20 protein-coding genes are annotated in these 24,216 nt (G+C 74.3%); 17 read left to right on the top strand and 3 right to left on the bottom strand.

Annotated elements, in window-relative coordinates; translation table 11 throughout:
- The first annotated feature begins 102 nt into the window (after positions 1–102).
- Both ACIP84_RS32790 and ACIP84_RS32785 read left to right on the top strand, forming a co-directional pair.
- Complete coding sequence (locus ACIP84_RS32790; protein ID WP_401802880.1) at positions 103–792, top strand: GntR family transcriptional regulator; 690 nt, start codon at positions 103–105, stop codon at positions 790–792.
- Between the two features lie 106 nt (positions 793–898).
- The gene (locus tag ACIP84_RS32785; RefSeq protein ID WP_401802877.1) at positions 899–2,143 is read left to right on the top strand and encodes a PLP-dependent aminotransferase family protein; all 1,245 of its coding nucleotides are present in this window, start codon (positions 899–901) and stop codon (positions 2,141–2,143) included.
- A gap of 115 nt (positions 2,144–2,258) precedes the next feature.
- On the opposite strand, the gene ACIP84_RS32780 is transcribed toward ACIP84_RS32785, so the two are convergent.
- Entirely contained in the window at positions 2,259–2,921 is a 663-nt protein-coding gene (locus ACIP84_RS32780; RefSeq protein ID WP_401802874.1) for a maleylpyruvate isomerase family mycothiol-dependent enzyme, read from the bottom strand.
- A 71-nt stretch (positions 2,922–2,992) separates the two neighbouring features.
- On the opposite strand from ACIP84_RS32780, the gene ACIP84_RS32775 reads away from it, so the two are divergent.
- Entirely contained in the window at positions 2,993–3,931 is a 939-nt protein-coding gene (locus ACIP84_RS32775; RefSeq protein ID WP_401802872.1) for a LysR family transcriptional regulator, read from the top strand.
- A gap of 167 nt (positions 3,932–4,098) precedes the next feature.
- Here ACIP84_RS32775 and ACIP84_RS32770 read toward each other — a convergent pair whose 3' ends face one another.
- Positions 4,099–4,584: a VOC family protein gene (locus ACIP84_RS32770; protein WP_401802870.1), complete on the bottom strand. Its 486-nt coding sequence runs from the start codon at positions 4,582–4,584 to the stop codon at positions 4,099–4,101.
- A 175-nt stretch (positions 4,585–4,759) separates the two neighbouring features.
- Here ACIP84_RS32770 and ACIP84_RS32765 point away from each other — a divergent pair, with 175 nt between their 5' ends.
- The 4 genes from ACIP84_RS32765 to ACIP84_RS32750 all read left to right on the top strand — a co-directional run bounded on the left by ACIP84_RS32765 (position 4,760) and on the right by ACIP84_RS32750 (position 7,796).
- Complete coding sequence (locus ACIP84_RS32765) at positions 4,760–5,191, top strand: cell division protein SepF (protein ID WP_030322791.1); 432 nt, start codon at positions 4,760–4,762, stop codon at positions 5,189–5,191.
- A 55-nt stretch (positions 5,192–5,246) separates the two neighbouring features.
- Positions 5,247–6,662: an ATP-binding protein gene (locus ACIP84_RS32760; RefSeq protein ID WP_401802868.1), complete on the top strand. Its 1,416-nt coding sequence runs from the start codon at positions 5,247–5,249 to the stop codon at positions 6,660–6,662.
- A gap of 131 nt (positions 6,663–6,793) precedes the next feature.
- The gene (locus tag ACIP84_RS32755) at positions 6,794–7,186 is read left to right on the top strand and encodes a nucleotide pyrophosphohydrolase (protein WP_401802865.1); all 393 of its coding nucleotides are present in this window, start codon (positions 6,794–6,796) and stop codon (positions 7,184–7,186) included.
- A 127-nt stretch (positions 7,187–7,313) separates the two neighbouring features.
- Positions 7,314–7,796 carry a DUF6099 family protein gene (locus ACIP84_RS32750; protein ID WP_355965177.1) on the top strand — a complete coding sequence of 161 codons (483 nt, stop codon included), beginning with the start codon at positions 7,314–7,316 and terminating at the stop codon, positions 7,794–7,796.
- Positions 7,797–7,990: 194 nt separating this feature from the next.
- Here ACIP84_RS32750 and ACIP84_RS32745 read toward each other — a convergent pair whose 3' ends face one another.
- Positions 7,991–8,257 (bottom strand): hypothetical protein, encoded by a 267-nt coding sequence (locus tag ACIP84_RS32745; RefSeq protein WP_401802863.1) that lies wholly within the window; start codon positions 8,255–8,257, stop codon positions 7,991–7,993.
- 249 nt (positions 8,258–8,506) lie between these two features.
- Between ACIP84_RS32745 and ACIP84_RS32740 the strand changes: the two genes are divergently transcribed.
- The 10 genes from ACIP84_RS32740 to ACIP84_RS32695 all read left to right on the top strand — a co-directional run bounded on the left by ACIP84_RS32740 (position 8,507) and on the right by ACIP84_RS32695 (position 24,201).
- Complete coding sequence (locus ACIP84_RS32740) at positions 8,507–9,430, top strand: LLM class F420-dependent oxidoreductase (RefSeq protein WP_401802860.1); 924 nt, start codon at positions 8,507–8,509, stop codon at positions 9,428–9,430.
- Positions 9,431–9,443: 13 nt separating this feature from the next.
- Complete coding sequence (gene mmuM, locus ACIP84_RS32735; RefSeq protein WP_401802857.1) at positions 9,444–10,376, top strand: homocysteine S-methyltransferase; 933 nt, start codon at positions 9,444–9,446, stop codon at positions 10,374–10,376.
- Between the two features lie 112 nt (positions 10,377–10,488).
- Positions 10,489–12,069 carry a 3' terminal RNA ribose 2'-O-methyltransferase Hen1 gene (locus ACIP84_RS32730; RefSeq protein ID WP_401802855.1) on the top strand — a complete coding sequence of 527 codons (1,581 nt, stop codon included), beginning with the start codon at positions 10,489–10,491 and terminating at the stop codon, positions 12,067–12,069.
- Entirely contained in the window at positions 12,066–14,636 is a 2,571-nt protein-coding gene (locus ACIP84_RS32725) for a polynucleotide kinase-phosphatase (protein ID WP_401802852.1), read from the top strand. Before ACIP84_RS32730 ends, ACIP84_RS32725 begins: the two co-directional genes overlap by 4 nt.
- A 380-nt stretch (positions 14,637–15,016) precedes the next feature.
- Entirely contained in the window at positions 15,017–15,742 is a 726-nt protein-coding gene (locus ACIP84_RS32720) for a Crp/Fnr family transcriptional regulator (RefSeq protein WP_355965188.1), read from the top strand.
- Between the two features lie 92 nt (positions 15,743–15,834).
- Complete coding sequence (locus ACIP84_RS32715; protein WP_401802849.1) at positions 15,835–16,809, top strand: hypothetical protein; 975 nt, start codon at positions 15,835–15,837, stop codon at positions 16,807–16,809.
- Entirely contained in the window at positions 16,806–19,280 is a 2,475-nt protein-coding gene (locus ACIP84_RS32710) for a hypothetical protein (protein WP_401802848.1), read from the top strand. The genes ACIP84_RS32715 and ACIP84_RS32710 overlap by 4 nt, the downstream gene beginning before the upstream one ends.
- Positions 19,277–21,040 carry a hypothetical protein gene (locus tag ACIP84_RS32705; RefSeq protein WP_401802846.1) on the top strand — a complete coding sequence of 588 codons (1,764 nt, stop codon included), beginning with the start codon at positions 19,277–19,279 and terminating at the stop codon, positions 21,038–21,040. Before ACIP84_RS32710 ends, ACIP84_RS32705 begins: the two co-directional genes overlap by 4 nt.
- Positions 21,041–21,297: 257 nt before the next feature.
- The gene (locus ACIP84_RS32700; protein ID WP_355959782.1) at positions 21,298–21,744 is read left to right on the top strand and encodes a Pycsar system effector family protein; all 447 of its coding nucleotides are present in this window, start codon (positions 21,298–21,300) and stop codon (positions 21,742–21,744) included.
- Positions 21,745–21,750: 6 nt separating this feature from the next.
- A complete protein-coding gene (locus ACIP84_RS32695) occupies positions 21,751–24,201 on the top strand; it encodes a VWA domain-containing protein (RefSeq protein ID WP_401802843.1) in 2,451 nt (816 codons plus the stop codon).
- Positions 24,202–24,216: the final 15 nt, after the last annotated feature.

Below are 24,216 nucleotides of genomic sequence, written 5' to 3'. Positions count from 1 at the left end.
CGTCCCCGACGCCCCTCCTCGACGTACTTCTTCGGCCGGTCCTGACCCCGGAGAAACGTGACATTGTACGATGCACCCCCCTGACTTCTCGGAGGACGCGCGATGGGTGACCTGAAACAGTACGGCCTCGTCAGGGCCCAGGAGCGGCTCCGCGACCAGGTCGGGCACGCCCTCCGCGCGGCCCTCATCGCCGGCGAGCTGCGCCCCGGTCAGGTCTACTCGGCCCCCGGACTCGCGAGCGACCTCGGTGTCTCCGCGACACCGGTCCGCGAGGCCATGCTCGACCTGGCCCGGGAAGGCCTGGTCGAACCCGTCCGCAACAAGGGTTTCCGTATCACCGAGGTCAGCGAGCGGGACCTCGACCAGTACACCGAACTGCGCACCCTCATCGAGGTGCCCACCATCGGGCGCATCACGAGGAAGGCCGACCGGGAGCAGCTGGAGGCGCTGCGTCCGGTCGCCGAGGAGATCGTCTCCTGTGCCCGGGAGCACGACCTCATCGGCTATCTGGAGGCGGACCGCCGCTTCCACCTCGCGCTGCTCGCGCTCTCCGGCAACGACCGGCTGGTCGAGACGGTGGGGGACCTGCGCAAGCGCTCCCGGCTCTACGGTCTGACCGGTCTGGACGAGGCGGGCAAGCTCGTCTCCTCCGCCGAGGAGCACATCGAACTCCTCGACCTGATGATCGCCGGAGACGCGCGCGGAGCCGAGGCCTGCATGCGACGTCACCTCGGGCACGTACGGTCGCTGTGGGCCGAGGGCCGCGACGAACCGGTCGGGCGACGGGGATAGCCGGCGGCGGGTCCTCCTCTCCGGTCCTCAACTGGTCATGTGGTGACCGGAGTTCGTACGGTCCAGACGACCTGGACAGTCCGGGCGGCCTCTCTATGCTGACAGCATGCTCTCCGCCGCCGAGTCCGCACCCGCCGTCGCTTCCGCCGCCGCCCCCGAAGCCGCCTCCGTCGCTCCCCCGCCGCCCACCGCCTCCCGGCTGGCCGGCGTCGGCGCCTCGCCGGTACGGGAGATCCTGGCGCTGACCGCACGGCCCGAGGTGATCTCCTTCGCCGGCGGCCTGCCCGCCCCCGAGCTGTTCGACGTCGCGGGCATACGGGCGGCGTACGACCGCGTCCTCGCGGAGAACCCGCAGCACGCGCTCCAGTACTCGACGACCGAGGGCGACCCGGAGCTGCGGACCGCCGTCGCGGCCCGGCTGGCCGCGCGCGGACTCCCCACCGGCCCCGACGACCTGCTCGTCACGACGGGCTCGCAGCAGGCACTCACGCTCCTCACCACCGCGCTCGTCGAGCCGGGCGCCGTCGTGCTCGTCGAGGACCCCTGCTACCTCGCCGCCCTCCAGACCTTCGGCTTCGCCGGTGCGCGGGTGGTTCCCGTACCCACCGACGACGACGGCATCATCCCGGAGGCCCTGGAGGAGATCGCGGTCCGCGAGAAGCCGACCCTCCTCTATCTCGTGCCCACCTTCCAGAACCCCACGGGCCGCACCCTCCCCGCCGAGCGCCGTACCGCCGTCGCCGGGGCCGCCGCGCGGATCGGATTCTGGATCGTCGAGGACGATCCGTACGGCGAGCTGAGGTACGAGGGCGAGCGCGTCCCCTGGATCGCCGCCGACCCCGCGGCCGCCGACCGTACCGTGCTGCTCGGCTCCTTCTCCAAGGTGATGGCCCCCGGCCTCCGGCTCGGTTACCTGCGCGCCCCCGCCGGTCTCCGGCGCTCCTGTGTGATCGCCAAGCAGGCCGCCGACCTGCACACCTCGACCATCGACCAGGCCGCCGCCGCGCGTTATCTGCGCGACAGCGATCTCGACGCGCACGTCGCGGTGATACGGGCCGCGTACCACGAGCGCAGGGACGCCATGCTCGAAGGCCTGCCGGCCGCGCTCCCCGAGGGCAGCCGGTGGAACCGGCCGGAGGGCGGCATGTTCATCTGGGTGCGCCTGCCCGCAGGTCACGACGCGACGGGGCTTCTGAAGACGGCCGTCGGCCACGAGGTGGCGTACGTACCGGGGGCACCTTTCTTCTGCGGTGAGCCGGACCCGGGCGCGATGCGACTCTCGTTCACCACGCACTCGGCCGACGAGATCAGAGAGGGCCTGCACAGGCTGGCCAAGAGCTTCGGCATGTAGCGCGGCCGCCCGGATGGCGCTCCCGACCCGATCGCACTCACGACCTCGTCGCGTTCCCGACCCCCTCGCGCTCCCGCTCCGATCGCCGCCCTCGCTCGGATCGCGCCTCGCCGACTCATGCCTCGTCGGCGGACCGGGTGAAGCGGCCGCTCGGCTCCCCTCGGAGCCGGCCGGCCGGAAGCCTGCGGCCGTAGGCCACGAGCAGGAGGTCCTGGGCGCTGCCGAAGACGGGGCTGCCGGAGCCGTACGACCAGTCGAGGTCCTCGGCGCACAACCGCACCGCGTCGAGATCGGCGCCGAAGAACCTCAGACCGCTGGGCCGAATCCCGTCCAGCAGGATGCGCAGCCGGTCCTCGGGGACGCGTCGGTCGAGACCGAGAGCGACGGTGACGTCCAGACCGTGCACCACGTCGTGGCCGAGTGCCGCCGCGAACCCGCCGACGGGTGGCGTCCACGGGTGATCGGCGTTCTCCCGCAGGAACGCGGCGAGCGCGGTGGTGGAATGGGCGGCCGCGTCCCTGCGGGCGACCCGGTCGGTCATGCGGTGGAGGTTCCCGCGCGCCCTGACCAACGCGCCGAGCGTCGCGGGCAGGGAGAGCCGGAACCCCGTCGACATGTGCGCCGCGACCTCACGGACCCGCCAACCCGCGCACAGGCTCGGCTCGTTCCACCGCTCGGTCGACAGGCCGTCGAACAGGTCCGCCAGCTCCCGGCGTTCGGCCGCGATCGCGGCCCTGACCTCGGTGCTGTTCCCCTTGCGGGCTGTGTCTCTCTCCATGTGACCAACCCTGCGGCCCGCCGGGCGATAACGCCAATAGATGGTTCTGCTGCGACCTAGAATCAACACTTATGGAGCTTCGTCAGCTGCGCTACTTCGTCTCCGTCGTCGAGGAGGGCGGTTTCACCCGGGCCGCGGCCCGGCTGCATCTGGCCCAGCCCGGTCTCAGCGCCCAGATCCGGCAGCTGGAGAAGGAGTTGGGGCAGCCGCTGCTCGACCGCTCCGGCCGTTCGGTGACACCGACCGAGGTCGGCCGGGCCGTCCTGCCCTACGCCCGCGCCGCGCTGGCCGCCGCGGACGCCGTGCGGCAGACGGTGGACGCGTACACGGGACTGCTGCGCGGCCGGGTCACACTGGGCCTGGTGTCCGGCGCCTCCGGACACGCCTTCGACATCGCCGGCTTCCTCGCGGACTTCCACGCGGACCATCCGTCGGTGGAGGTGGCACTCACCGAGGACACCACGGAGCGCATGCAGGCCGCGCTCCTCGCCGGCGAGCTCGACATCGCCTTCCTCGGGACGGCGGTGGAGGAGCCGCCGCCGGGAGCGGCCTTCCAGATGGTGATCGACGTCCCTCTGGTCGCCGTCGTCGCGCCCGGCGATCCGCTGCTCGGACGCGTCGACGGCACGACCGTCCCGCTCGCCGAACTGCGTGACCGGCCGCTGATCTGCCTGCCACGCGGCACCGGGGTGCGCGCGGCGCTCGAACGGGGATGTGCGCAGGCGGGATTCCGGCCCCGGGTCACCTTCGAGGCGGCGGCACCGGACGTCCCGGCGCGGCTCGCCGCGCGGGGCCTCGGCGTCGCCGTACTGCCCGCCGGAGAGGACGGCGCATCCCTCGCCGGGCGGCTTCGCACCCTGCGGATCGTCGAGCCCGAGATGCGCGGCCGCCTCGCGCTCGCCTGGCAGGCCACCGGCCCTTCGAGCCCCGCGGCCCGGGTGCTCCTCGACCGCCTGCGGGAAGCCCTCCCGAAGCCGCGTCACAGCGAGGGAGCGCCTCGTCGGCCCTGACCCGCGGAACCGGCGCGAGCCGGGCTCCGCCTGCAGCGGGAGCGGCGGCCTGCGCGGCGACGCTTCGGGCGGTCAGTCCCGGCCCGGGAGGAAACGTCGGTCCGGGCCCGGTAAGAAGTGTCAGTCCCGGCCCGGGAGGAACGTCAGTCCGGCCCCGGGAAGAAGTGTCAGTCCCGGCCGGGGAAGAAGTCGGCGCTCTGGACGTACTCCATGGCCTTGGTGAACTCCGGGTCGCCGAGGCGGCGTTCCATCTCCTCCGGGCTCACGTCCTCCACACGGGTCTGGATCCAGTACAGGTTGCCCAGCGGGTCGCGCACGCGTCCGACCCGGTCGCCGAAGAACAGATGGGTGACCTCGGTGACCGAGGTGCCGCCGGCCGCGACGGCCTGGCGGTGCACGGCGTCGGCGTCGTCCACGTACAGGCGGAGGAAGCCGGGGGTCGCCGGCCACTCCGGTCGCGCGTCGAACATCATCACCACCGAGTCGCCGATCCGGACCTCGGCGTGCTGGACGCTCCCGTCCTCGCCGGTCAGGCACGAGAGCTCCTCCGCGCCGAACGCCCGCCTCAGGAACTCGATGAGCCGCACGGTGTCGCGCGAGATGATCCACGGCGTCACCGTGTGGTAGCCCTGGGGGACGGAGTTGACGGACATCTGGCTGCCTCCTGGGATGCGAGTACCTCCGTGTGGTGACGACGCTAGACCCGATATAGGCCGCATCATGACCTAGAAGACCCCGCTCGCCGGGTGACGGGGCCCGGCACCCCCGCGTGGCCATCACCTCGTGTCGTTGTTGGGCCGAACGGGTGAGGAGCGGGAGGATGTGCCCATGAGTAGGTACGAGAGGTACGACGTCACCGACGAGCAGTGGGAGGGCCTTGCCCAGGTCGTGCCCCTGCGCGGCCGTGACGAATGGCCGTCCAGGGTCGACCACCGCACGATCCCCGAGCAGTACGAATCCGCCGAGCAGCGCCGTATGGTCGTGCTCCGCGTGCAGGTGTTCGCCGACGCCCGTGAGGTCGCCGAGTACCTCATCGCCCAGATCCCGGTGCTCCTCGACCTGACGAGCGCCGACACCGAGGTCGCCAAGCGCATCCTCGACTTCAGCAGTGGTGTGGTCTTCGGTCTCGGCAGCGGGATGCACCGCGTCGACCGGAACGTGTTTCTCCTCGCCCCGGCCGGTACGGAGGTCGAGGGCGCGGAAGGCGAGGACGAGGAGGGTGTCGTGGGCGGCCGGACCGCCGGCGTCCCCCGATCGTAGGAAGGTCATCTAGCCGTAACGGTTCGTCAGGGAATGGACTGCGTACGGTCCGGGCATGGACCTCACCGGTGGCTTCACGCTCGACCACTCCTCCTCCACGGCTGCCCCTTCCCGCCGTGCTCCTTCCCAGGGCGCACCGTCCACCGGCGCTTCCCCCGTCGGCGCTTTCCCCGTCGGATCTCCATCCACCGGCGCTTTCGCCGTCGGACCACCGTCCACCGGCGCTCCCTCGACCGGCGCCACGTCCGTCGGCGCTTCCTCCGCGGGGGCCGCGCCGCGGCTGCCGCCGCAGGGCGGGGCCGGGCGGAGGGCCGAGAAGGGGGCCGCCGGTGGGGGAGGCGGCGGGGGACTCCGGGCGCGGCCCGCCGTCACCGAGCTGCGGTTGTCCGCGTTCGCAGGCCACCGCTCCGCCGTGCACGCCCTGGGACCCGTCACCCTTTTCACCGGGCCCAGCGGCAGCGGGAAGTCCACCACCCTGCGGGCGTACGAGGCCCTGGCCCGGCTCAGCGCGGGTGACACCCTCGACGAGGTGTTCCCCGACGCCGCCGACTGCGTCCCCGAGCGGGCCCGGCCGGACGCCCAGGGCCGCCGCGGCTTCCGCGTCGGGTGCACCGTCGACGGGCCCGAGGGCCCGGTCCACCTGGACCTCGCCGTCCAGGCCGAACCCCGGCTCCGTATCGTCGGCGAGCGGCTCACCGGCCGCGGCCGCACCCTCCTCGCCACCGCGCTGCGCGACCCGGGCCGGCCCACCGTCCAGGCCGAGTGGCACACGGCCGGCGCCACCCCCGTCACCCGGGCACCCTTCCCCGACGACCTCCTCGGTACGGCCCTGCTGCCGCTGCGGGTCGCGGGCAAGACCCCCGGGCAGCTGGAGGTCCTGGCCGCGGCCGAGCAGGTGGTGGTCGGGCTGCGGTCCGCGTTCGCCTGCGACCCCAGGCCCGAGCGGATGCGTGCTCCCGTACCGCCGGGCGAGGGGCGGCTGCGGCGCGGCTGCGGCAACCTCGCCGAGGTCCTGCACCGCACCCACACGGACTGCCCGCGCCGGCACCACCGCCTCGCGGCCGTGGCGGCGGCGGGCTGCGCGGGACCCGTCACCGGGCTCGGGGTGCAGGAGCTCCCGGAGGGCACCGTCCGGGCCGTACTCGAACGGGGCGGCCGGCCCGCGACCCCGCTCGCCCGGCTCGGCGACGGGGAACTGCGCTACCTCGCGCTCGCGCTGACCCTGCTCACGGGCCCCGGCGTCCTGGCGATGGACCGGATCGCCGAGGTGCCCGAGGCCATGCAGTCCCTGACGCTGCTCGCCGACGGCCTCGACCGCGGGCTCGACGAGCGCCAGGTCGGCGAACTGCTCGGTCTCGCCACGGGCATCGCCGCCGACGGACACATCCGGGTCGCCGGCACGGTGGGGGCGCGGGCCGCGGCACAGGCGCGCCGGACGCCCGGGGTGACGGTGGTGGAACTCGGCGGGTGACGGGCACGGTGGCAGACCCGGGGTGACGGGCCTGGTGGCAGACCTGGGGTGACGGGCCTGGTGGCAGGCCTCGTGGGGACGGGACGGGTGGCAGGCCCCGTGGGGACGGGCCTGGTGGTAGACCTGGGCGGGTGACGGACAACGACGTAGCGGGACTGCAGCGCAGGCTGGCCGAGTTCGCGGCCGCCCGGGACTGGCAGCCCTACCACACGCCCAAGAACCTGGCGGCGGCGCTCAGCGTGGAGGCGGCCGAACTCCTGGAGATCTTCCAGTGGTCGACCCCCGAGCAGGCGGAGCGGGTGATGGAGGATCCGGAGGCGGCGCACCGGGTCGCCGACGAGGTGGCGGACGTGCTCGCCTACCTCCTCCAGTTCTGTGAGGTGCTCGGGGTCGATCCGCTGGCCGCGCTCGCGGCCAAGATCGATCGGAACGAGGTCCGATTTCCCGCGCGGAGGCGGGGCGGAGGGCGGGGGCAAGAGGGTGCGGAAGGGGATGCGAGCGGAGATCGTCACTCTTCGGAGTGATCGACTTTTCCCCGTCGAGCCTCCTGTCCACAGATTTCCGAATTCCCCTGGTGTTGGGGCTCAGGCCGCCTCACTCTGGGTAATGGAGTGAGTGGGCAGATAAGTCGTACGAACGGGGGCGGCGTTGATGGAAGCGGAACGACTCGTCGCGCTTGGCCGGCACGCGCTGGCGGAGAGCGGGTCGGCACAGGACATCGTGGCGGAGGCCTGGCAGGCGCAGGCGCTCGCCCAGGCGATAGGGAACCAACTCGCGCTCTGCGGACCGCAGGAACTGCGCGGCGAAGCAAGGGGGTTGGGCGAGATCGGGGAGTACCCGGCGTGGGGTGCCGGTGGGCCGCGCGCGGCCCGGTTGGCGGAGGTGGCGGATCCTCGCGGGGCGTTGACCGCGCTCGGTGAGCTGCTCGGCGAGGTGGGCATCGCGCTGGTCGGCGTGGCCTGCGCCACCGACGACGAAGGGCTCTACTGGCAGTGCATCGAGGCCATCGACGCGGCCGACGAGTCGAGCGACCGGGTCCGCGGGATGCTGCGGCGCCTCGCCGTGCGGGACGGGGAGCGGGCCCGCCCGCCCGACGCCGCCCGGGGCCGCGCGGGCCCCGGACGGGGCCGGTGATGAACGGCGTGCGGCGCGGTCCGCTCGGACCCGGGTGTCCGGGGCTCGGAACGCTGGGTCCGCTGGGTCTGCTGGGTCTGTTCGGGGCGGGGCCGGTGGGGCTCGTCCTGCTCGGGTCCGTGATCCTGGTGCTCGGCCTGTTCGAGGCGGGGCCGGTGGGAGTGGGGTCCCGGCTGCTGGGGCTGATGCCGGTGCTAGCTCTGGGGCTGGTGGTGATCGGGCTGGTCCTGGGCGGCCCGGCCCGGGGCGGGGCGGTCGGACGCGGACTGCTCCGGGGTGAGGCGGTCGGACGTGGACTGGAGGTCGGCGTCCAGCTGGTTGAGGTCGGCCGAGAGCGCCGCCATCAGTTCCTCCATCTGCTGCAGCAGGCCCTTGGGGGCGCCGCCGCCCTTCTGCTCGGGCACGGACCGCGGCGCCGGGTGTTCGGGCACGGCCTGCTCCGGCGCGGCTTCCTGGGACATGGGGGCCTCCTCGGCCCGGACCCCGCCGCCGAGGACGGGGCCACGAGAGAGAGCGGCGCACCGGCAGCGGCCGCCGGCACGCGGGCCGGGCGGTCCGGCTCCGCCCGAGCCAACGACGGGTGCCGGGCCCCGGTCACTGGCCGGAGCGGACGCGGCCCGCCGGAGGGCCGGATATTCACCCGACCGAGCCGGGGCGCGCATGGAGCTGACGGAGAGGTTGACACGCACCCGACGGTGCAGGATGGAGGCATGGATCTCCGTATCTTCACCGAACCCCAGCAGGGGGCCGACTACGACACCCTCCTCACGGTGGCACGGGCCACCGAGGAGCTCGGATTCGACGCCTTCTTCCGTTCCGACCACTACCTCAGCATGGGCTCCGCCGACGGGCTGCCCGGACCGACCGACGCCTGGATCACGCTGGCCGGGCTCGCCCGGGAGACCAAGCGGATCCGCCTCGGCACCCTGATGACGGCCGGGACCTTCCGGCTCCCCGGCGTCCTCGCCATCCAGGTCGCCCAGGTGGACCGGATGTCCGGCGGACGGGTCGAACTCGGCCTCGGCGCGGGCTGGTTCGAGGAGGAGCACAAGGCCTACGGCATTCCGTTCCCGAAGGAGAAGTTCGGCCGGCTCGAGGAGCAGCTGGCGATCGTCACCGGTCTGTGGGAGACCGAGATCGGCAAGACCTTCAGCTACGAGGGGGAGTTCTACCGGCTCAGCGACTCCCCGGCGCTGCCCAAGCCCGCGCAGGACAGGATCCCGGTCCTGATCGGCGGCCACGGCGCGAGCCGCACGCCGCGGCTGGCCGCGCGGTACGCGGACGAGTTCAACATCCCGTTCGCGTCGATCGGGGACAGCGAGCGGCAGTTCGGCCGGGTCAGGGCCGCGGCCGAGGACGCCGGGCGGGCACCCGACGACCTGTTGTACTCCAACGCCCTGGTCGTCTGTGTCGGCAAGGACGACGCCGAGGTGGCCCGTCGGGCCGCCGCCATCGGGCGGGACGTGGACGAGCTGAAGGCGAACGGTCTGGCGGGCTCGCCCGCCGAGGTCGTCGACAAGATCGGGCGGTACGCGGCGATCGGATCCTCCCGGATCTACCTCCAGGTCCTGGACCTGGACGACCTTGACCACCTGGAGCTGATCTCGGCGCGGGTCCAGTCGCAGCTGGGATGAGTGGGGTGATTCGATGAAGCCGGTCCGTACGCTCGCCGAAGCCCTCGGGGCCGAAGCCCTCGGGGCGGGAGCCCTCGTCCTCGACGGCGGGCTGTCCAACCAGCTGGAGGCGCAGGGCTGCGACCTCTCGGACGCGCTCTGGTCCGCGCGGCTCCTGGCCGACGGGCCCGAGCAGATCGAGGCGGCCCACGCGGCGTACGTACGGGCCGGTGCGCGGGTGCTCATCACCTCCAGCTACCAGGCCACCTTCGAGGGCTTCGCCCGGTGGGGCGTGGACCGGGAGGAGGCGGCGCGGCTGCTCGCGCGCAGCGTGGAGCTCGCCCGTGCCGCGGGGGCCGGAGTGGCGGAGGAGGTGTGGGTCGCCGGGTCCGTGGGGCCGTACGGCGCGATGCTGGCGGACGGCAGCGAGTACCGGGGACGGTACGGGCTGTCCGTACGGGAACTGGAGGCGTTCCACCGGCCCCGGATCGAGGCGTTGGCGGCGGCGGGGCCGGACGTGCTGGCGCTGGAGACGGTTCCGGACATGACCGAGGCGGAGGCGCTGCTGCGGGCGGTCGAGGGGTGCGGGGTGCCGGTGTGGCTCTCGTACACGGTCGAGGGCGGGCGGACCCGGGCCGGGCAGGACCTGGCGGAGGCCTTCGCGGTCGCCGCGGGGAACGACCGGGTCGTCGCCGTCGGGGTCAACTGCTGCGACCCGGCGGAGGCCGGACCCGCCGTGGAGCTCGCCGTCGCCGTGACCGGGAAGCCGGCCGTGGTCTACCCCAACAGCGGGGAGCGGTGGGACGCCCACGCGCGGGGCTGGCGCGGCGGCGTCGCCTTCGACCCGGACCGGGCCACCGACTGGGCCGCGGTCGGCGCCCGGCTCATCGGCGGCTGCTGCCGGGTCGGCCCGGCGACGATCTCCGCCCTGGGCTCGTCCCTGGTCGCCGACGGGGGCGCGGGCTGAGGCCGCCCCGCGCGTCGCCGTCGGCCCGGTCCCCGGCACCGGCGGCCCCCGCAGGGTCCGGCCGCGGGAAAATGCCTGGTCGGGAGGGGAGCGGCGAACCATACTCGGAAGTGTGTTCCTGACGATCAGTACGACCGGCAACCCGGAGCGTCCCGCGACCGATCTCGGCTTTCTGCTGCACAAGCATCCCGAGCGGGCGCAGACGTTCTCGACTTCGCACGGCACGGCGCACGTCCTCTACCCCGAGGCGAGCGCCGAGCGGTGCACGGCGGCACTTCTCCTGGAGGTGGACCCCGTGGCGCTGGTGCGCCGCGGCAAGGGCAAGGGCCGGGGCGGCGCCCCGGACTCCGCGCTCGCCCAGTACGTGAACGACCGGCCCTACGCGGCGTCCTCGCTGCTCGCCGTCGCGCTCGCGAAGGTCTTCAAGACGGCGCTGCACGGCGTCTGCCAGGCGATGCCCGAGCGGGCGGCCGCGGCGTTGCCGCTGCGTGTCGAGGTGCCCGCGCTGCCCGCGAAGGGCGGCGCCGAGCTGGTGCGCAAGCTGTTCGGGCCGCTGGGCTGGGACACCGTGGACGCCGAGCCGGTGGCTCTGGACGGGCAGTTCCCCGAGTGGGGCGCCTCCCGCTATGTGCGCCTGGTGCTGGAGGGCGAGCTGCGGCTCGCGGACGCCCTCAACCACCTCTACGTCCTGCTGCCCGTGCTCGACGACGCCAAGCACTACTGGGTCGCGCCCGACGAGGTCGACAAGCTGCTGCGCGCCGGTGACGGCTGGCTCGCAGGTCACCCCGAGCGGACGCTGATCACGGCACGCTATCTGTCCCGCCGCCGGGGCCTGACGCGTGAGGCGGACGAGCGGCTCGAACTCGTGCGGCTCGCCGAGGCCGACGGCCTGGACGTCGACGACGTCGACAACGCGGTCGACGAGTCGACCGACACCGAGGAGCGGCCCGTGCCGCTCGCCGAGCAGCGCCGGGCGGCGATCGTCGCCGCCCTGGAGCGGGCCGAGGCGAGCCGGGTGCTCGATCTCGGTTGCGGACAGGGCCAGTTGGTGCAGGCCCTGCTCAAGGACACCCGTTTCACGGAGGTCGTCGGTGTCGACGTGTCCGTCCGTGCCCTGACCGTCGCCGCGCGGCGGCTGCGGCTGGAGCGGATGGGGGAGCGGCAGGCGGCCCGCGTGAAGCTGATGCAGGGCTCGCTCGCGTACACCGACAAGCGGCTGACCGGCTACGACGCGGCGGTGCTCAGCGAGGTCATCGAGCACCTGGACCTGCCGAGGCTGCCGGCCCTGGAGTACGCGGTGTTCGGCTCGGCACGGCCGCGCACGGTCCTCGTGACCACGCCGAACGTCGAGTACAACGTGCGCTGGGAGTCGCTGCCGGCCGGACACGTCCGGCACAGTGACCACCGCTTCGAATGGACCCGGGAGGAGTTCCGGAGCTGGGCGTCCTCGGTCGCCGAGCGGTACGGGTACGGCGTCGGGTTCACCCCCGTCGGCCCGGACGACCCCGAGGTCGGACCGCCCACCCAGATGGCCGTCTTCACCCGGCACCAGGACCAGGACCAGACCCGGAAGCAGACCCGGAACCAGGACCAGGACCAGACCCGGAAGCAGGATCAGAAGAAGCCCCCGGCCCCGACCGCCGGGAAGACCCGCAATCCCGGCCCGACCGCCGCGAAGGAGGAACAGGCATGACCACCGAGACCGTGAACCCGGCCGACACCACCCCGGCCCGCACCCTGCCCGTCACCGACCTGTCCCTCGTGGTCCTCGTCGGTGCCACCGGCTCCGGCAAGTCCACCTTCGCCCGGCGCCACTTCAAGCCGACCGAGATCGTGTCCTCCGACTTCTGCCGGGGCCTCGTCGCCGACGACGAGAACGACCAGTCCGCGAGCAAGGACGCCTTCGACCTCCTGCACTACATCGTGGGCAAACGCCTCGCGGCCGGGCGGCTCGCCGTCGTCGACGCGACCAACGTGCAGCAGGAGGCGCGGCGTCAGCTCGTCCAGCTGGCCCGCTCGTACGACGTGCTGCCCATCGCGATCGTCCTCGATCTGCCCGAGGAGGTGTGCCGCGGCCGGAACGCCGCGCGTCCCGACCGCGCGGACATGCCGGCACACGTCATCCAGCGCCACCGCCGCGAGCTGCGCCGCTCGCTGCGCGGTCTGGAGCGCGAGGGCTTCCGCAAGGTGCACGTGCTGAAGTCCGTCGAGGAGGTCGACGCGGCCCAGGTCGTCCTGGAGCGCCGCTTCAACGACCTGCGTCACCTCACCGGCCCCTTCGACATCATCGGTGACATCCACGGCTGCCGTTCCGAGCTGGAGACCCTGCTCGCCAAGCTCGGTTACGTCGACGGGCACCACCCCGAGGGCCGCACGGCGGTGTTCGTCGGAGACCTCGTCGACCGGGGCCCCGACTCGCCGGGCGTCCTGCGCCGGGTGATGGCGATGGTCGCCGCGGGCGACGCCCTGTGCGTCCCCGGAAACCACGAGAACAAGCTGGGCCGCTGGCTGAAGGGCCGGAAGGTCCAGGAGACCCACGGACTCGCCGAGACCATCGAGCAGCTGGGGCACGAGAGCGAGGAGTTCCGGGCCGAGGTCGGGCGGTTCATCGAGGGGCTCGTCAGCCACTACGTCCTCGACGGCGGCAACCTCGTCGTCTGCCACGCGGGTCTGCCGGAGAAGTACCACGGCCGGACCTCGGGGCGGGTGCGCTCGCACGCGCTGTACGGGGACACCACCGGCGAGACCGACGAGTTCGGGCTGCCGGTGCGCTACCCGTGGGCCGAGGAGTACCGGGGGCGGGCCACCGTCGTGTACGGCCACACCCCCGTGCCGAACACCTCCTGGATCAACAACACCCTCTGCCTCGACACCGGGGCGGTCTTCGGCGGAAAGATGACCGCGCTGCGCTGGCCCGAGCGCGAGCTCGTCGACGTACCGGCGGAGCGCGTCTGGTACGAGCCGGCCAAGCCGCTCGCGGCCGAGGCGCCCGGCGGGCACCAGGGGCGCCCCCTGGACCTGGCGGACGTGCACGGCCGGCGGATCGTGGAGACCCGGCACCTGGGCAACGTCGCCGTCCGCGAGGAGAACGCGGCGGCCGCCCTGGAGGTGATGAGCCGGTTCGCGGTCGACCCCCGGCTGCTCACCTATCTGCCGCCGACGATGGCGCCCACGGCCACGTCGAGGGAGGAGGGCTACCTGGAGCACCCGGCCGAGGCCTTCGCCCAGTACCGGGCGGACGGCGTCGAGCGGGTCGTGTGCGAGGAGAAGCACATGGGCTCCCGGGCGGTGGCCCTGGTCTGCCGGGACGCCGGCGCGGCCCGCGAGCGCTTCGGCGTGGACGCCGAAGGGGTCACCGGCGCGCTGCACACCCGTACCGGACGACCGTTCTTCGACGATCCCGCCGTCACCGAGCAGGTGCTCGACCGGCTGCGGACGGCGATCGGCGCCGCCGGGCTCTGGGACGAGCTCGACACGGACTGGCTGCTGCTCGACGGCGAACTGATGCCGTGGTCGCTGAAGTCGGCCGGGCTGCTCCGCGCGCAGTACGCGGCGGTCGGCGCGGCTTCGGGCGCGGTGTTCCCCGGTGCGATCTCGGCGCTCGAACAGGCGGTGGCGCGCGGGGTCGAGGGAATCGACGTGCTGCTCGCGAAGCAGCGGGAGCGGGCGGTGGACGCGGAGGCGTTCACCGAGGCGTACCGCAGGTACTGCTGGCCGACGGAGGGCCTTGAGGGGGTGCGGTTCGCGCCCTTCCAGCTCCTGGGGGCGCGGGGGCGCTCGCTCGCGGCCGTCCCGCACGACGAGCAGCTCGCCTGGCTCGACCGGCTCGTGGAGCACGACCCGATGGGGCTGCTCCAGATCACCCGGCGGCTCGTCGTCGACACGGGCGACGAGGCCTCGGTCCGGGCCGGGGTCGGCTGGTGGCTGGAGATGACGGGAGCCGGTGGCGAGGGCATGGTCGTCAAGCCGCTGGCCGCGCTCGTCCGCGACGGCAAGGGGCGGCTCGGCCAGCCGGGCGTCAAGGTGCGCGGTCGGGAGTACCTGCGGATCATCTACGGCCCCGAGTACACCCGCCCGGAGAACCTGGAGCGGCTGCGGCAGCGCTTCCTCGGCCACAAGCGGTCGCTGGCCCTGCGCGAGTACGCGCTCGGCCTGGAAGCCCTCGACCGCCTCGCCGAGGGGGAGCCGCTGTGGCGGGTCCACGAGGCCGTGTTCGCGGTCCTGGCCCTGGAATCGGAGCCGGTGGACCCGAGGCTGTGAGGCCCTGACGGATCGGCCCCCTGAGTCCCGGAAGCCCTCGTGGAGATCGCCCACCCCTCGGACGGGTGGGGCTCCGCGAGGGCTTCGGTGTGTGTTCGTCCCGCCTCCGCAGGGCCTTCGCACGGTCTTCGCCAGGTCTTCGCCCGACTCCGAAGGGGGGCGCAGGGGTGCCGGGTGCGGCGCTCCCCTGCGCCCCCCGTGCCCGTTGACGCATTTCTTCCGCACCCTCTAGCGTTCTTCACCCCATGACGTGACACAGCGTCAACAGTGTGACGAGACACGTCACTTGAGGTGGGAACACGCACACGAATGCGCCGGTCGACCATCGGCGGATCGGTCTTCCCCGGAGGGCCCGAGGACGGTACGGGGGTGAGCGCGCGGTGAGTCTCTTCGGCCAGGACCGCTCCTTCCTCCACGCCCTCCCGGCGGCCGACCGGCGGTCCCTGATCGCCGAGGGCGCCCGGCGCGTCTACGAACCCGGGGAGGTGATGATCCGCGAACGCGACACCACCGCCTTCGTCCTCGCGCTCCTCTCCGGCTGGTCCGTCGTCTCCGTGGGCACCGAGCGCGGCTCGCGGCTGATCCTCGCCCTCCGGGGTGCCGGCGAGGTGGTGGGCGACCTCGCCGCCGTCGACCGGCGCCCGCGCAGCGCCAGCGTCACCGCGCTCGGCAGGGTCGAGGCGGTGGCGATCTCCGGCGACCGGTTCCGGCGCTTCCTCGCCGCCCGGCCGCACGCCACCTCGCTGATCATGCGCCAGCTCGCGACCCGGCTGCGGAGCGCCGACGTCGAGCGCCGCGCGCTCGCCTCCGAGACGGTCCTCCAGCGCCTCGCGGCCCGCCTCGTGGAGCTGGCCGAGCGCGCCGGGCGGCGGGCCGAGGCCGGGACCGTACTCGAACTTCCGCTGCCGCAGCACGACCTGGCGGCGGCCATCGGAGCGACCCGGGAGGCGGTGGCCAAGGCCCTGCGCCTGCTGCGGGAGCAGGACGTGGTCCGCACCGCGAACCGCACCGTCATCGTCCTCGACATGCGGGTCCTGGTGCTGCTCGCGGAGGGGCGCGCGCGCCCCGGCGGAGAACCGGCGGACGAATCTCCGCCGGGTGTGTAAACGGCTACATCGCCGGTCGCGGAACGCGGCCAGTCTGGACACGCACCACCACGGCACCAACGGCACCGGGGCAGCACACAGGGAGTCCGAGAGTGAGCAGTGCGGGAGTGAACGGGGAAGTGGGCGGAGACGTGGGCGGAGAAGCGTGCGGCATCCACCGGTTCGTCGTCTTCGGCGACATCTGTGGCTCCGGGACGCTCGACCTGGCCGAGAAGAAACACCAGCGGGCGGCGATGTACGCGGCCTTCGACGACGCCTACAGCTCCGTCGGCGTCGAGCCCGGGACCTTCCACCAGGAGGACCGGGGGGACGGCATCCTGGTCGCCCTGCGCCCCGACGTGCCGCCGACCCTCATGGTCGGCCGGTGGATCGACACGCTGTACGAGAGTCTGCGCGCCCACAACCAGGGCCGCGTCCGGCCGCTGCGGCTGCGGATCGGGATGAACGCGGGGCTCGTGACCCGGGACCGGCACGGGCTCGTCGGACGGGCGGTGGACCTCGCCGCAAGGCTGTGCGACAGCCCACCGGCCAAGCGGATCATGAACGAGACCCCGGAGATCGACCTCGTGGTCGTCGTCTCCGACTGGCTGTACGGGAACGTGGTCGCCGACGGCGGGCGGTACGTCGAGCCGGACCACTACCGGTCGGCCCGCATCCGGTCCAAGGAGACCGACGAGGCCGCCTGGTTCCACGTACCGCGCAGGCCCGCGCCGCCGCTGATCGGGCGGGACGGGGAGCTGCCACCGGAGGGGGAGGCGGCGCCCGAGGGGGAGCCGGCGGCCGCGGGGGAGCGGCCGCCGGCGGGGGCGGCACGGACCGGCGTTGGGCCGTCGCGGGGGGACGGCCCAACGCCCCGGCCCGTGGGCGGGAACCGTGAGTACCACGTCGGGGGCGACCTCCTCGACATCCACGGCAACACGATCCACGGCGGGTTCACCGGAATCCGCAAGGACGGGGGCAGGGACGCGGACCAGGCCCCGGGCCCCCGGTCCGGCTCCGGTTCGCGCTCCGGTTCGGGTGCCGGCGCGGGTTCCGGTACGGCCTCCGGGGCGGGTGACCAGGAGTGAGCGACGAGGACGACGCGCCGCAGGGCGACTCCGCGGACGCCGGGCACGGCCACGGCGACCGGGCCGACGGGCCGGACCGGGGCGGCGATCGCGGCGGCGACCGGAGCTCGGACCGCGGCGGTGGCCGGGGTTCCGACCGGGGCTCGGACCGCGGTGGTGCCCGGGGTTCCGACCGGGGCTCGGACCGCGGCGGGGACCGGGGGGACCGCGACCGGGACCGCGATGGCGGGGCCGAGCGGGGCGACGGTACCGAACAGCCCCGAGAGCCGAGCGTCTTCGCCGCCGCCGACCGGGGCCCCCTCGGCGGCGAGAGCGAGACCGGCGGGGCCGCCACGGCACGCCGGGCCGTCCGCACCTGGGCGGGCGGCGCCGCCGACCGCCTCACCACCATCCACGGCGACGGCACCGTCTTCGAGGGCAACCAGATCTTCGCCCTGTACGGTTCCGAACGCACCGCCCACTTCGTCCAGGGGCCCGTCCCGCCCGAGACGCTCGACCACCTGGGCCGGGTCTACTGCGCCACCTCCGGCTACCGGCGGATGCGGGACCGGCTCCGCGACCACCGGGTCCTCGTCCTCTGCGGCGAACCCGGCAGCGGCCGCAAAGCCACCGCGCTCGCCCTCCTCGACGAACTGACCGGCGGCAAGGTCTTCCGGCTCGACCCGCGCCACGGCGTCGACGAGATCACCGAGGAGGTCCTCCAGGAGAGCGGGGGCCACCTCCTGGAACTGCTCACCGAGGACGTGCGCGAGGCCGAGGGCGAACCGCGCGCCGCGCGATCCGTCCGGGGCGAACACACCGCCGTCGCCCGCCGCCCCGTCACCCGGCTCTCCGAACTCCACCTGGACCGCTTCGGCGACCTGCTGCGCGGCCGGGACGCGTACGGGGTCGTCCTCGTCGAGAACGGGGAGCTCGCCGACCGGCTGCTGCGCGGCCGGTACGGCATGTACTGCGCGCCGCCGCCGGCCGACGAGGTCCTCCACCGCCACCTCTGGAACCAGCTGCGCGCCGAGTCCGACCAGGCCCTCGGTGCCGCCCGGGCGCGCGGCGCCCGCCGGGACGTCGTCGAGGCCCTCGGCCTGGAGGAGCTGCGGCCCCGCGAGGCGGCGCGGCTCGCCGACCACCTCGCCCGGCACTGGCGCGGCGAGGTGACGGACGAGGAACTCCTGGCCGAATGCGCCTCCTTCGTACGCTCCCAGGCGCGCGAGTGGTTCGCGGGCGCCGACCGCCCGGGCGCCGTCCCCGAGGCCCTCCCGGCCCTGAACGCCGGGGCGTTCCGTATCGCCGTCGCCGTCTTCAACGGCTCCGCGTACAGCCTCGCCGCCGAGGCCGCCGAACTCCTCGCCTGGGAACTCGCGGTCACCCTCGACCCCGAACACCCCCCGGGCCGCCGTCTCTTCGGCACGCACGCCGAGCACCGGCCGGTACAGGCGCGGGCCGTCCTGGAGGACGGCGAACTGGACCTCGGCCCGGCCAAGGTGCCCGTGCGGGCCGTCCGCTTCCAGGGCGAGGCGCTCGCCGGAGCCGTGCTCGGCGAGATCTGGCACGGCTACCACAACGTCCGCGGCCCGGTGGCCCGCTGGCTGCGCTCGCTGTGCGACGACCCGCGCCCCGAGGTGTGGGTACGGGCCTCCATCGCGGCCGGGGTCCTCTGCTCCTGGGACTGGATCCACGGCTTCCGCGAGCTGGTGGTGCCGCTCGCCGTGACCGACGATCCGGTCGCCCGCATGGCGGCCGCGACCGCGCTCGCCGAGTCCGCGCGCGACCCGCGCGTCCGGCCCGCCGTCGCCGACGTCCTCAAGAACTGGGCCGCGTCCGACGACGAGATGCTCGTCTGGACCGCGCTGCTCGCCCACGGCTACGTACTGGCCGCCGGTGGCGTCTCCGGTTCGCTCGACGCGATCGCCCGGGTCGTCAGGGCCCGCGAGGCCTCCGACATCGAGATCCTCGTGCCCGCCGCGTTCAGCGTGGCACGGCTGCTCGCCTGCGGCGAGCCCGCGCCCGTGCTCCGACGGCTCCGGCAGTGGCTCGAGGACGGCCGGCTCAACCTCGCCAACCTCGTCCACCTCGCCGTCATCCGCGCCCTGAGCACCCGGACCACCCATCTGTGGGGGCTGCGGGAGGTCCCGGAGCTGGACGGGCACGCGGCCCGCCCGCTGATGGTGGCGCTGCTCGCGACCCGGCCCGAGCTCGCCCCCGAACTGGCCGCGCTGCTGCGGTCCACGCTCACCACCGCCCGCTCGGGGGAGTCGGCGCTCGAAGCGCTCGGCGGGATGCTCCGGCGGGCGGCGAAGGACCCCGAGTCGCTCGGGCTCGTCTGCGCCTTCCTGCCGCGCCTCGCGGTGGACCGGCGCGACCGGGACCGGCTGAGGGGCCTGCTGAACGAGCTGGTCCGGGACCGTGACCGGCCCCTGGACAGAGGCGCGGCGCGCCGGATGTGGGACGCCGTGACGGAAGGAGCGAACCGATGACCGGGCCCGAGCAGGACAGGAACCCCCGGCCCGACGAGCGGACGCGCTGGGTCGACCGGGACCGCGACGGCCGCGGCCGCGAGGGCGGGGGACGGGACGAGCGGGCGCGCGACGACCGGGGCAGGGCCGGGGAGGCCCGTGACGAGCGGGCACGGGACGGCCGCGACCGGGACGACCGGGAGCGGCAGGGTCACGCGGGGCAGTCCGGCGACGGGCAGCGGGACGGTGGGCGGCAGTACGGCGGACGGCGGTACGACGGGCAGCGGTACGAGGGACAGAACGGCGGCGGCCGGCACGCCGGTGGCCGGGACGAGGACGAGGACCTGGACATGGACCCGGACGAGGAGCTGGACCGAGAGCAGCGGCAGGGCGGGGGGCGCGTCCGGGGCCGTGGCGGGCGCCGGAGCGGGGACGACGGCGGCGGGTCCGGCACGGGGTCCCACTCCGGCGAGCGGCCGCGCGGGCCGCTGATCGCCGAGTACGCACCCCCGTACCGCCGCCGGAGCGGCAAGGTCGCGGCGGTGCTCCTCTACCGCAACGGCGGCCACCGGGTGGTCTGGCCGGACCGCGTGGAGGACGTCAACAAGCCGATGCTCGGCTCCGCGTACACCGTCTTCGAGGTGCGGCTCGGGCGCAATGTGACCGAGTTCAGACTCCAGTTGCCGGCCGCCGGGGACGGCGTCTTCTTCGAGGCCGTCGCCAGGGTCCAGTGGGTGGTGACCGACCCCCACCTCGTCGTCCGCGAACAGGTCGAGGACGTGGCCGAGCTGCTGCACGACGAGCTGCTCGACGGGCTGCGCAGGATCTCCCGGCGGTTCCGCATCACCGAGGCGCAGCGCGCCGACGAGGCCGTACGCGAGGAACTGAGCACCGGCCGCCTCAGGTTCGGCGCGGACATCGGGCTGCGGACCCGCGTCCATGTCTTCGTCGACCTCGACGACTCCGTCAAGGCCGAGGTCTCGCGCCGGGACCGGGTCGGCGTCACCATGGAGGCCGACGAGCGCGTCGCCGAGGCCGAGCGGCGCAGGGAGGCCGCCGACCGGGCCCTCGTCGCCGACCGCGCCCGCGAGATCGAGGCCCTCTTCCGGCGCGGCGACCTCGCCCAGATCGCCCACCACATGGCGATGCACCCCGACAAGCAGTGGGAGATCCGCAGCCAGCTCCAGCGCGAGCGGCGCGAGGGCCAGGAGGACTACCTGGCCGTCTTCAACCGGCTCCTCGACACCGGCGTCCTGGAACGGCACGACATCGGCGAGCAGATGTACCAGGTGCTCATGTACCTGCGGACGCAGACCGGCACCGTCCTCGACGGCATCACCAACCGGGTGCTCAACCCCTCGGGCCACCCCCCGCCGCACCGCCTCGCCCTGGAGGACGCGGCGCCGGAGCCGAACCGCCCCGACTGGTACGAGGAGCAGGACCGCGGTGACGCCCCGGCCCCCGGCGGGCCGCGCGTCTACGAGCCGACCCGCGTCGAGTCCGGCTCCGAGCGGGAACGGGAGCGGGGCAGGGCGCGGGAGAGGGGTGGCGACGGCGACGACCGCGAGCGCGCCCGCTCGCGGGACCGGCACGACGACGGCTACGACGACGGACACGACCGGTACGAGGACGGTGACCCGTACCGGCGGAGCGACGCCTACGAGCGGAACGACCGCTACGACCGCGACGACCCCTACGACAGGGAGGGGCGCGACCGCACCCGGCGGCCGGCCCGTCCGGCCCGGCCCAGCGCGGAGTTCAACGACTGGGACGACGAATGACCACCGCCCCGGGGCGCGGGCAGGACCCGACAGGGGCGGCGCCCACAACGCCGGACCCTGCGCCGGACCCCGTGCGGGCCTCCGCGCCGGACCCCGGGCAGGTCTCCGCGCCGGACCCCGTGCAGGTCTCCGGGCAGGCCCCCGTGCGGGACCGGGCCCAGGGCCCGGCGCGGAGCGCGGTGCCAGGGCCCGCGACGGGGCCCGCTCCCGCTCCCGTACCCGCGCCCGTCCCCGTACCCGCCGAGGAGCTCAGGTTCATGGCCGAACGGCTGCTCGCCACCGTCCGGGAGGACATCGGCCGGGCCGACACCAAGGCCGCGATCCTGCTCTCCGGCGCTCTCGCCTTCCTCGCGGTCGTCTTCTCCGGGGACCGCGCCCTCCTGCCCGAATCCGGACCCGGGATCGTCCTCCTGCTCCTCGCGGGCGCGCTCTGGACGGCCGGTGTCCTGATGCTCGTCTCGGTGGTGCTGCCCCGCACCCGGATCGGGGCCGACCGCACGTTCCTGCGCGAGCTGACGGGCGGACCGTCGGTGACCGCCCTGCGCGAGCGGCTCGCCGCGCCCGGCGCGGACGCCACCGGCTGGCTCCTCGAACAGGCCAGCGTGCACGGCCTCGTGCTCGCGGCGAAGTACCGGTGGCTGCGCCTGGGCGTGTCCGCGCTCGCGCTCGGTGCCCTTCTGGCCCTCTTCAGCGAACTGTGGTGAGAGAACATGCAGTGGACCCACAAGGGGAGCGCCCTGCTCCTCGCCGGAGCGCTCCTCGCGCTCGGCGGCCCGCTCGCGGCGACCACCGCCGCGGGCGCGCCCGGCGTCTCCGGGGCGCGGGCGGTCCCCCGTACCGCTCCCGCAGCCCCCGCCGCGCCCGCCGACCCTTCGGAGGGGCCCGATCCCCTCGACTTCGCCGTCGTCGTCGACCAGTCGGCGAGCCTCGCCGACGAGGATCTGGCACGCGAGACCGAGGCGGCGGCGCTGCTCGTCCAGGGCGAGATATCGGAGCAGTCCCGGGCGGCCGTCATCGGCTTCGGCAGCTCGGAGAAGCGCGGCCAGTCGCCCGTACGCGATCTGTGCCAGCTCACCGTCGCCGACGCGGCGGGCCGCGAGCGGCTCAGCGACTGCGTCCAGGAGCTGGGGCGCCGCGACACCGCCCGGATGGGCCCCGGCACCGACTTCCCGGCAGCCGTCCGGCAGGCCGTCACCCGCCTCACGCAGGCCGGAACCGGAACCGGCGCCAACACCGGCACCGGCACCGGTGGAGCCAAGAAGCCCGGCCCCCCGAAGGTCGTCTTCCTGCTCACCGACGGCAAGCTCGACGTCGCCGACAGCCCCGAGTACGGCACCGACCGGGAGAGCCGCCAGTCCAACGGCGCGAAGCGGCTCGTCGAGGAACTCGCCCGCGCCCGGGCGGCCGGCGTCCAGATCTGGCCCCTCGGCTTCGGCGGCGAGCTCGACCGCGCCAGCCTCACCGCGATGGCCGAGGGCGGCTACCGCGGTGCCTGCTCCGAGATCCCCGGCTCCACCCCGCGCATGCGGGTCGTCGACACCTCCGCCGAGATCGACAAGGCACTCCAGGAGACCTTCGCCGCCGCCCGCTGCGCCCGGATCGCCCACGGCACCGTCGGCAAGCCGCCCGCCGATCTGACCGTCACCATCCCGCCGATCGCCACCGACGGCTCCCTCACGGTCGCCAAGCACGACCCCAAGGTGCAGGTCACCTACTTCGACCCGGCCGGCCGCAAGGTCCCCGTCCGGGGCGAGTTCGACGGCTCCTCCTTCGAGGTCAGCGGACAGAACGGCCCGGTCGAGGCACTGCGGGTGAAGAACCCGCTGCCCGGCTCCTGGCGGGTGCACATCGAGGCGCCGCCCGGCCACGGCGACCGCGAGGTCGCCGTCCGGGCCATCTGGCAGGGCCGGCTGCGCTCCGCCGTCGTCCTCGACCCGGCCTCTCCGCGCGCCGGCGAGCGGGTCAAGGTCGAGGTGCAGATGCAGACCCGGCGCGGGGTCGTCATCACCGACCCGCGCCAGCTGGCCGACCTCTCGGTCGCGGCCGACCTGAGCGGCGAGGGCTTCGCCCCCGTCACCTTCCGGCTCGCCGACGACGGCAAGGCCCCCGACGCCAAGGCCGGCGACGTCCGGTTCACCGGCACGCTCACCGTCCCCGCGGGCGCCACCGGCGCCCTGGAGCTCGTCACCCGCATGGAGGCGCCCGGGATCACCTCCGACCGGCGCCCGCTGCACGCGGTCGTCGCCAAGGGCGCGCCGCTCGTGACCGCCGCCCTCACCGTCGACGGTGACACCGTGCACCCCGGCGCCATCGTCCGCGGCACCCTCGACGTCACCAACAACGACTCCGCGCCCCACACCCTGCGACTGGGACTCGCGGACCAGACCCCGGGCGCCGAACTCACCGTCGCCCCGGCGACCGTCACGGCCCCGCCGAACGCCGGCACCCGGATCCCCTTCACCGTCACCGTCGGCAAGAACACGCCCTACGGCACGCTCGGCGGCCAGGTCACCGTGGTGGACACCGCGGACGACGACCGCACCCTGCGCGGCGCCCTCCTCGACGTCCGGGTGGTGGAGCCGCCGACCTGGTGGGAACTCTGGTGGAAGGCCGTGGTCGGCGGGTCCGTCCTCGTCCTCCTCGCGGGCACCTTCGTCGGCATCCGGCTCCTCTTCCGGCGCCGCCGCCGCGACCTCACCGGCGTCACGCTCGAACTCTGCCAGGAAGGGCGGTCGCTCGACTCGCTGACCGTCCGCCGCGGGCAGAGCCCCGGCGGCGTCTTCGCCTTCACCGTCGACGAACCGTACGGGGCGCCGGCCACCCTCCGCCGCGTTCCCGGCGGCGGCTCCTCCGCCCACGTGCTGCGCCGCACCGGCGCGGGCGAACTTCTGCTGCGGCCCCGGGGCGGCGCCCAGGTCCCCGTGCGGACCGGCGAGCCGGCCGGGCTCGGCGACCACGAGCTGCTCGTACGGGGCGGCCGCCCGGCGCCCACCGGCGGCCGGGGCACACCGTGGTTCCGTCCCCCTCGCCGTACCGGAGGCGGATCCGGAGGCCGATCCGGAGGCGGCGGCGCCGGCGATACCGGGGCCGGTTCCGGCCGCCTCACCGGTACGGGCTCGGACGGCTCCCCGGACGCGAGCGCATACGACGGCAACTTCTGAACGGGTCCCGAGGAG

This window comes from Streptomyces sp. NPDC088707 (assembly GCF_044752725.1).
GTDB lineage: Bacteria > Actinomycetota > Actinomycetes > Streptomycetales > Streptomycetaceae > Streptomyces.
This window is presented reverse-complemented; position numbering and strand designations above follow the sequence as displayed.

Bases quoted from the DNA above. Each gene is read 5' to 3' on its own strand.
- ACIP84_RS32790 (WP_401802880.1), top strand. From the start codon at position 103: ATGGGTGACCTGAAACAGTACGGCCTCGTCAGGGCCCAGGAGCGGCTC.
- ACIP84_RS32740 (WP_401802860.1), top strand. From the start codon at position 8,507: ATGGATCTCCGTATCTTCACCGAACCCCAGCAGGGGGCCGACTACGAC.
- ACIP84_RS32765 (WP_030322791.1), top strand. From the start codon at position 4,760: ATGAGTAGGTACGAGAGGTACGACGTCACCGACGAGCAGTGGGAGGGC.
- ACIP84_RS32760 (WP_401802868.1), top strand. From the start codon at position 5,247: ATGGACCTCACCGGTGGCTTCACGCTCGACCACTCCTCCTCCACGGCT.
- ACIP84_RS32725 (WP_401802852.1), top strand. From the start codon at position 12,066: ATGACCACCGAGACCGTGAACCCGGCCGACACCACCCCGGCCCGCACC.
- ACIP84_RS32705 (WP_401802846.1), top strand. From the start codon at position 19,277: ATGACCGGGCCCGAGCAGGACAGGAACCCCCGGCCCGACGAGCGGACG.
- ACIP84_RS32695 (WP_401802843.1), top strand. From the start codon at position 21,751: ATGCAGTGGACCCACAAGGGGAGCGCCCTGCTCCTCGCCGGAGCGCTC.
- ACIP84_RS32780 (WP_401802874.1), bottom strand. From the start codon at position 2,921: ATGGAGAGAGACACAGCCCGCAAGGGGAACAGCACCGAGGTCAGGGCC.
- mmuM (WP_401802857.1), top strand. From the start codon at position 9,444: ATGAAGCCGGTCCGTACGCTCGCCGAAGCCCTCGGGGCCGAAGCCCTC.
- ACIP84_RS32745 (WP_401802863.1), bottom strand. From the start codon at position 8,257: ATGTCCCAGGAAGCCGCGCCGGAGCAGGCCGTGCCCGAACACCCGGCG.
- ACIP84_RS32700 (WP_355959782.1), top strand. From the start codon at position 21,298: ATGGCCGAACGGCTGCTCGCCACCGTCCGGGAGGACATCGGCCGGGCC.
- ACIP84_RS32750 (WP_355965177.1), top strand. From the start codon at position 7,314: ATGGAAGCGGAACGACTCGTCGCGCTTGGCCGGCACGCGCTGGCGGAG.
- ACIP84_RS32785 (WP_401802877.1), top strand. From the start codon at position 899: ATGCTCTCCGCCGCCGAGTCCGCACCCGCCGTCGCTTCCGCCGCCGCC.
- ACIP84_RS32775 (WP_401802872.1), top strand. From the start codon at position 2,993: ATGGAGCTTCGTCAGCTGCGCTACTTCGTCTCCGTCGTCGAGGAGGGC.
- ACIP84_RS32770 (WP_401802870.1), bottom strand. From the start codon at position 4,584: ATGTCCGTCAACTCCGTCCCCCAGGGCTACCACACGGTGACGCCGTGG.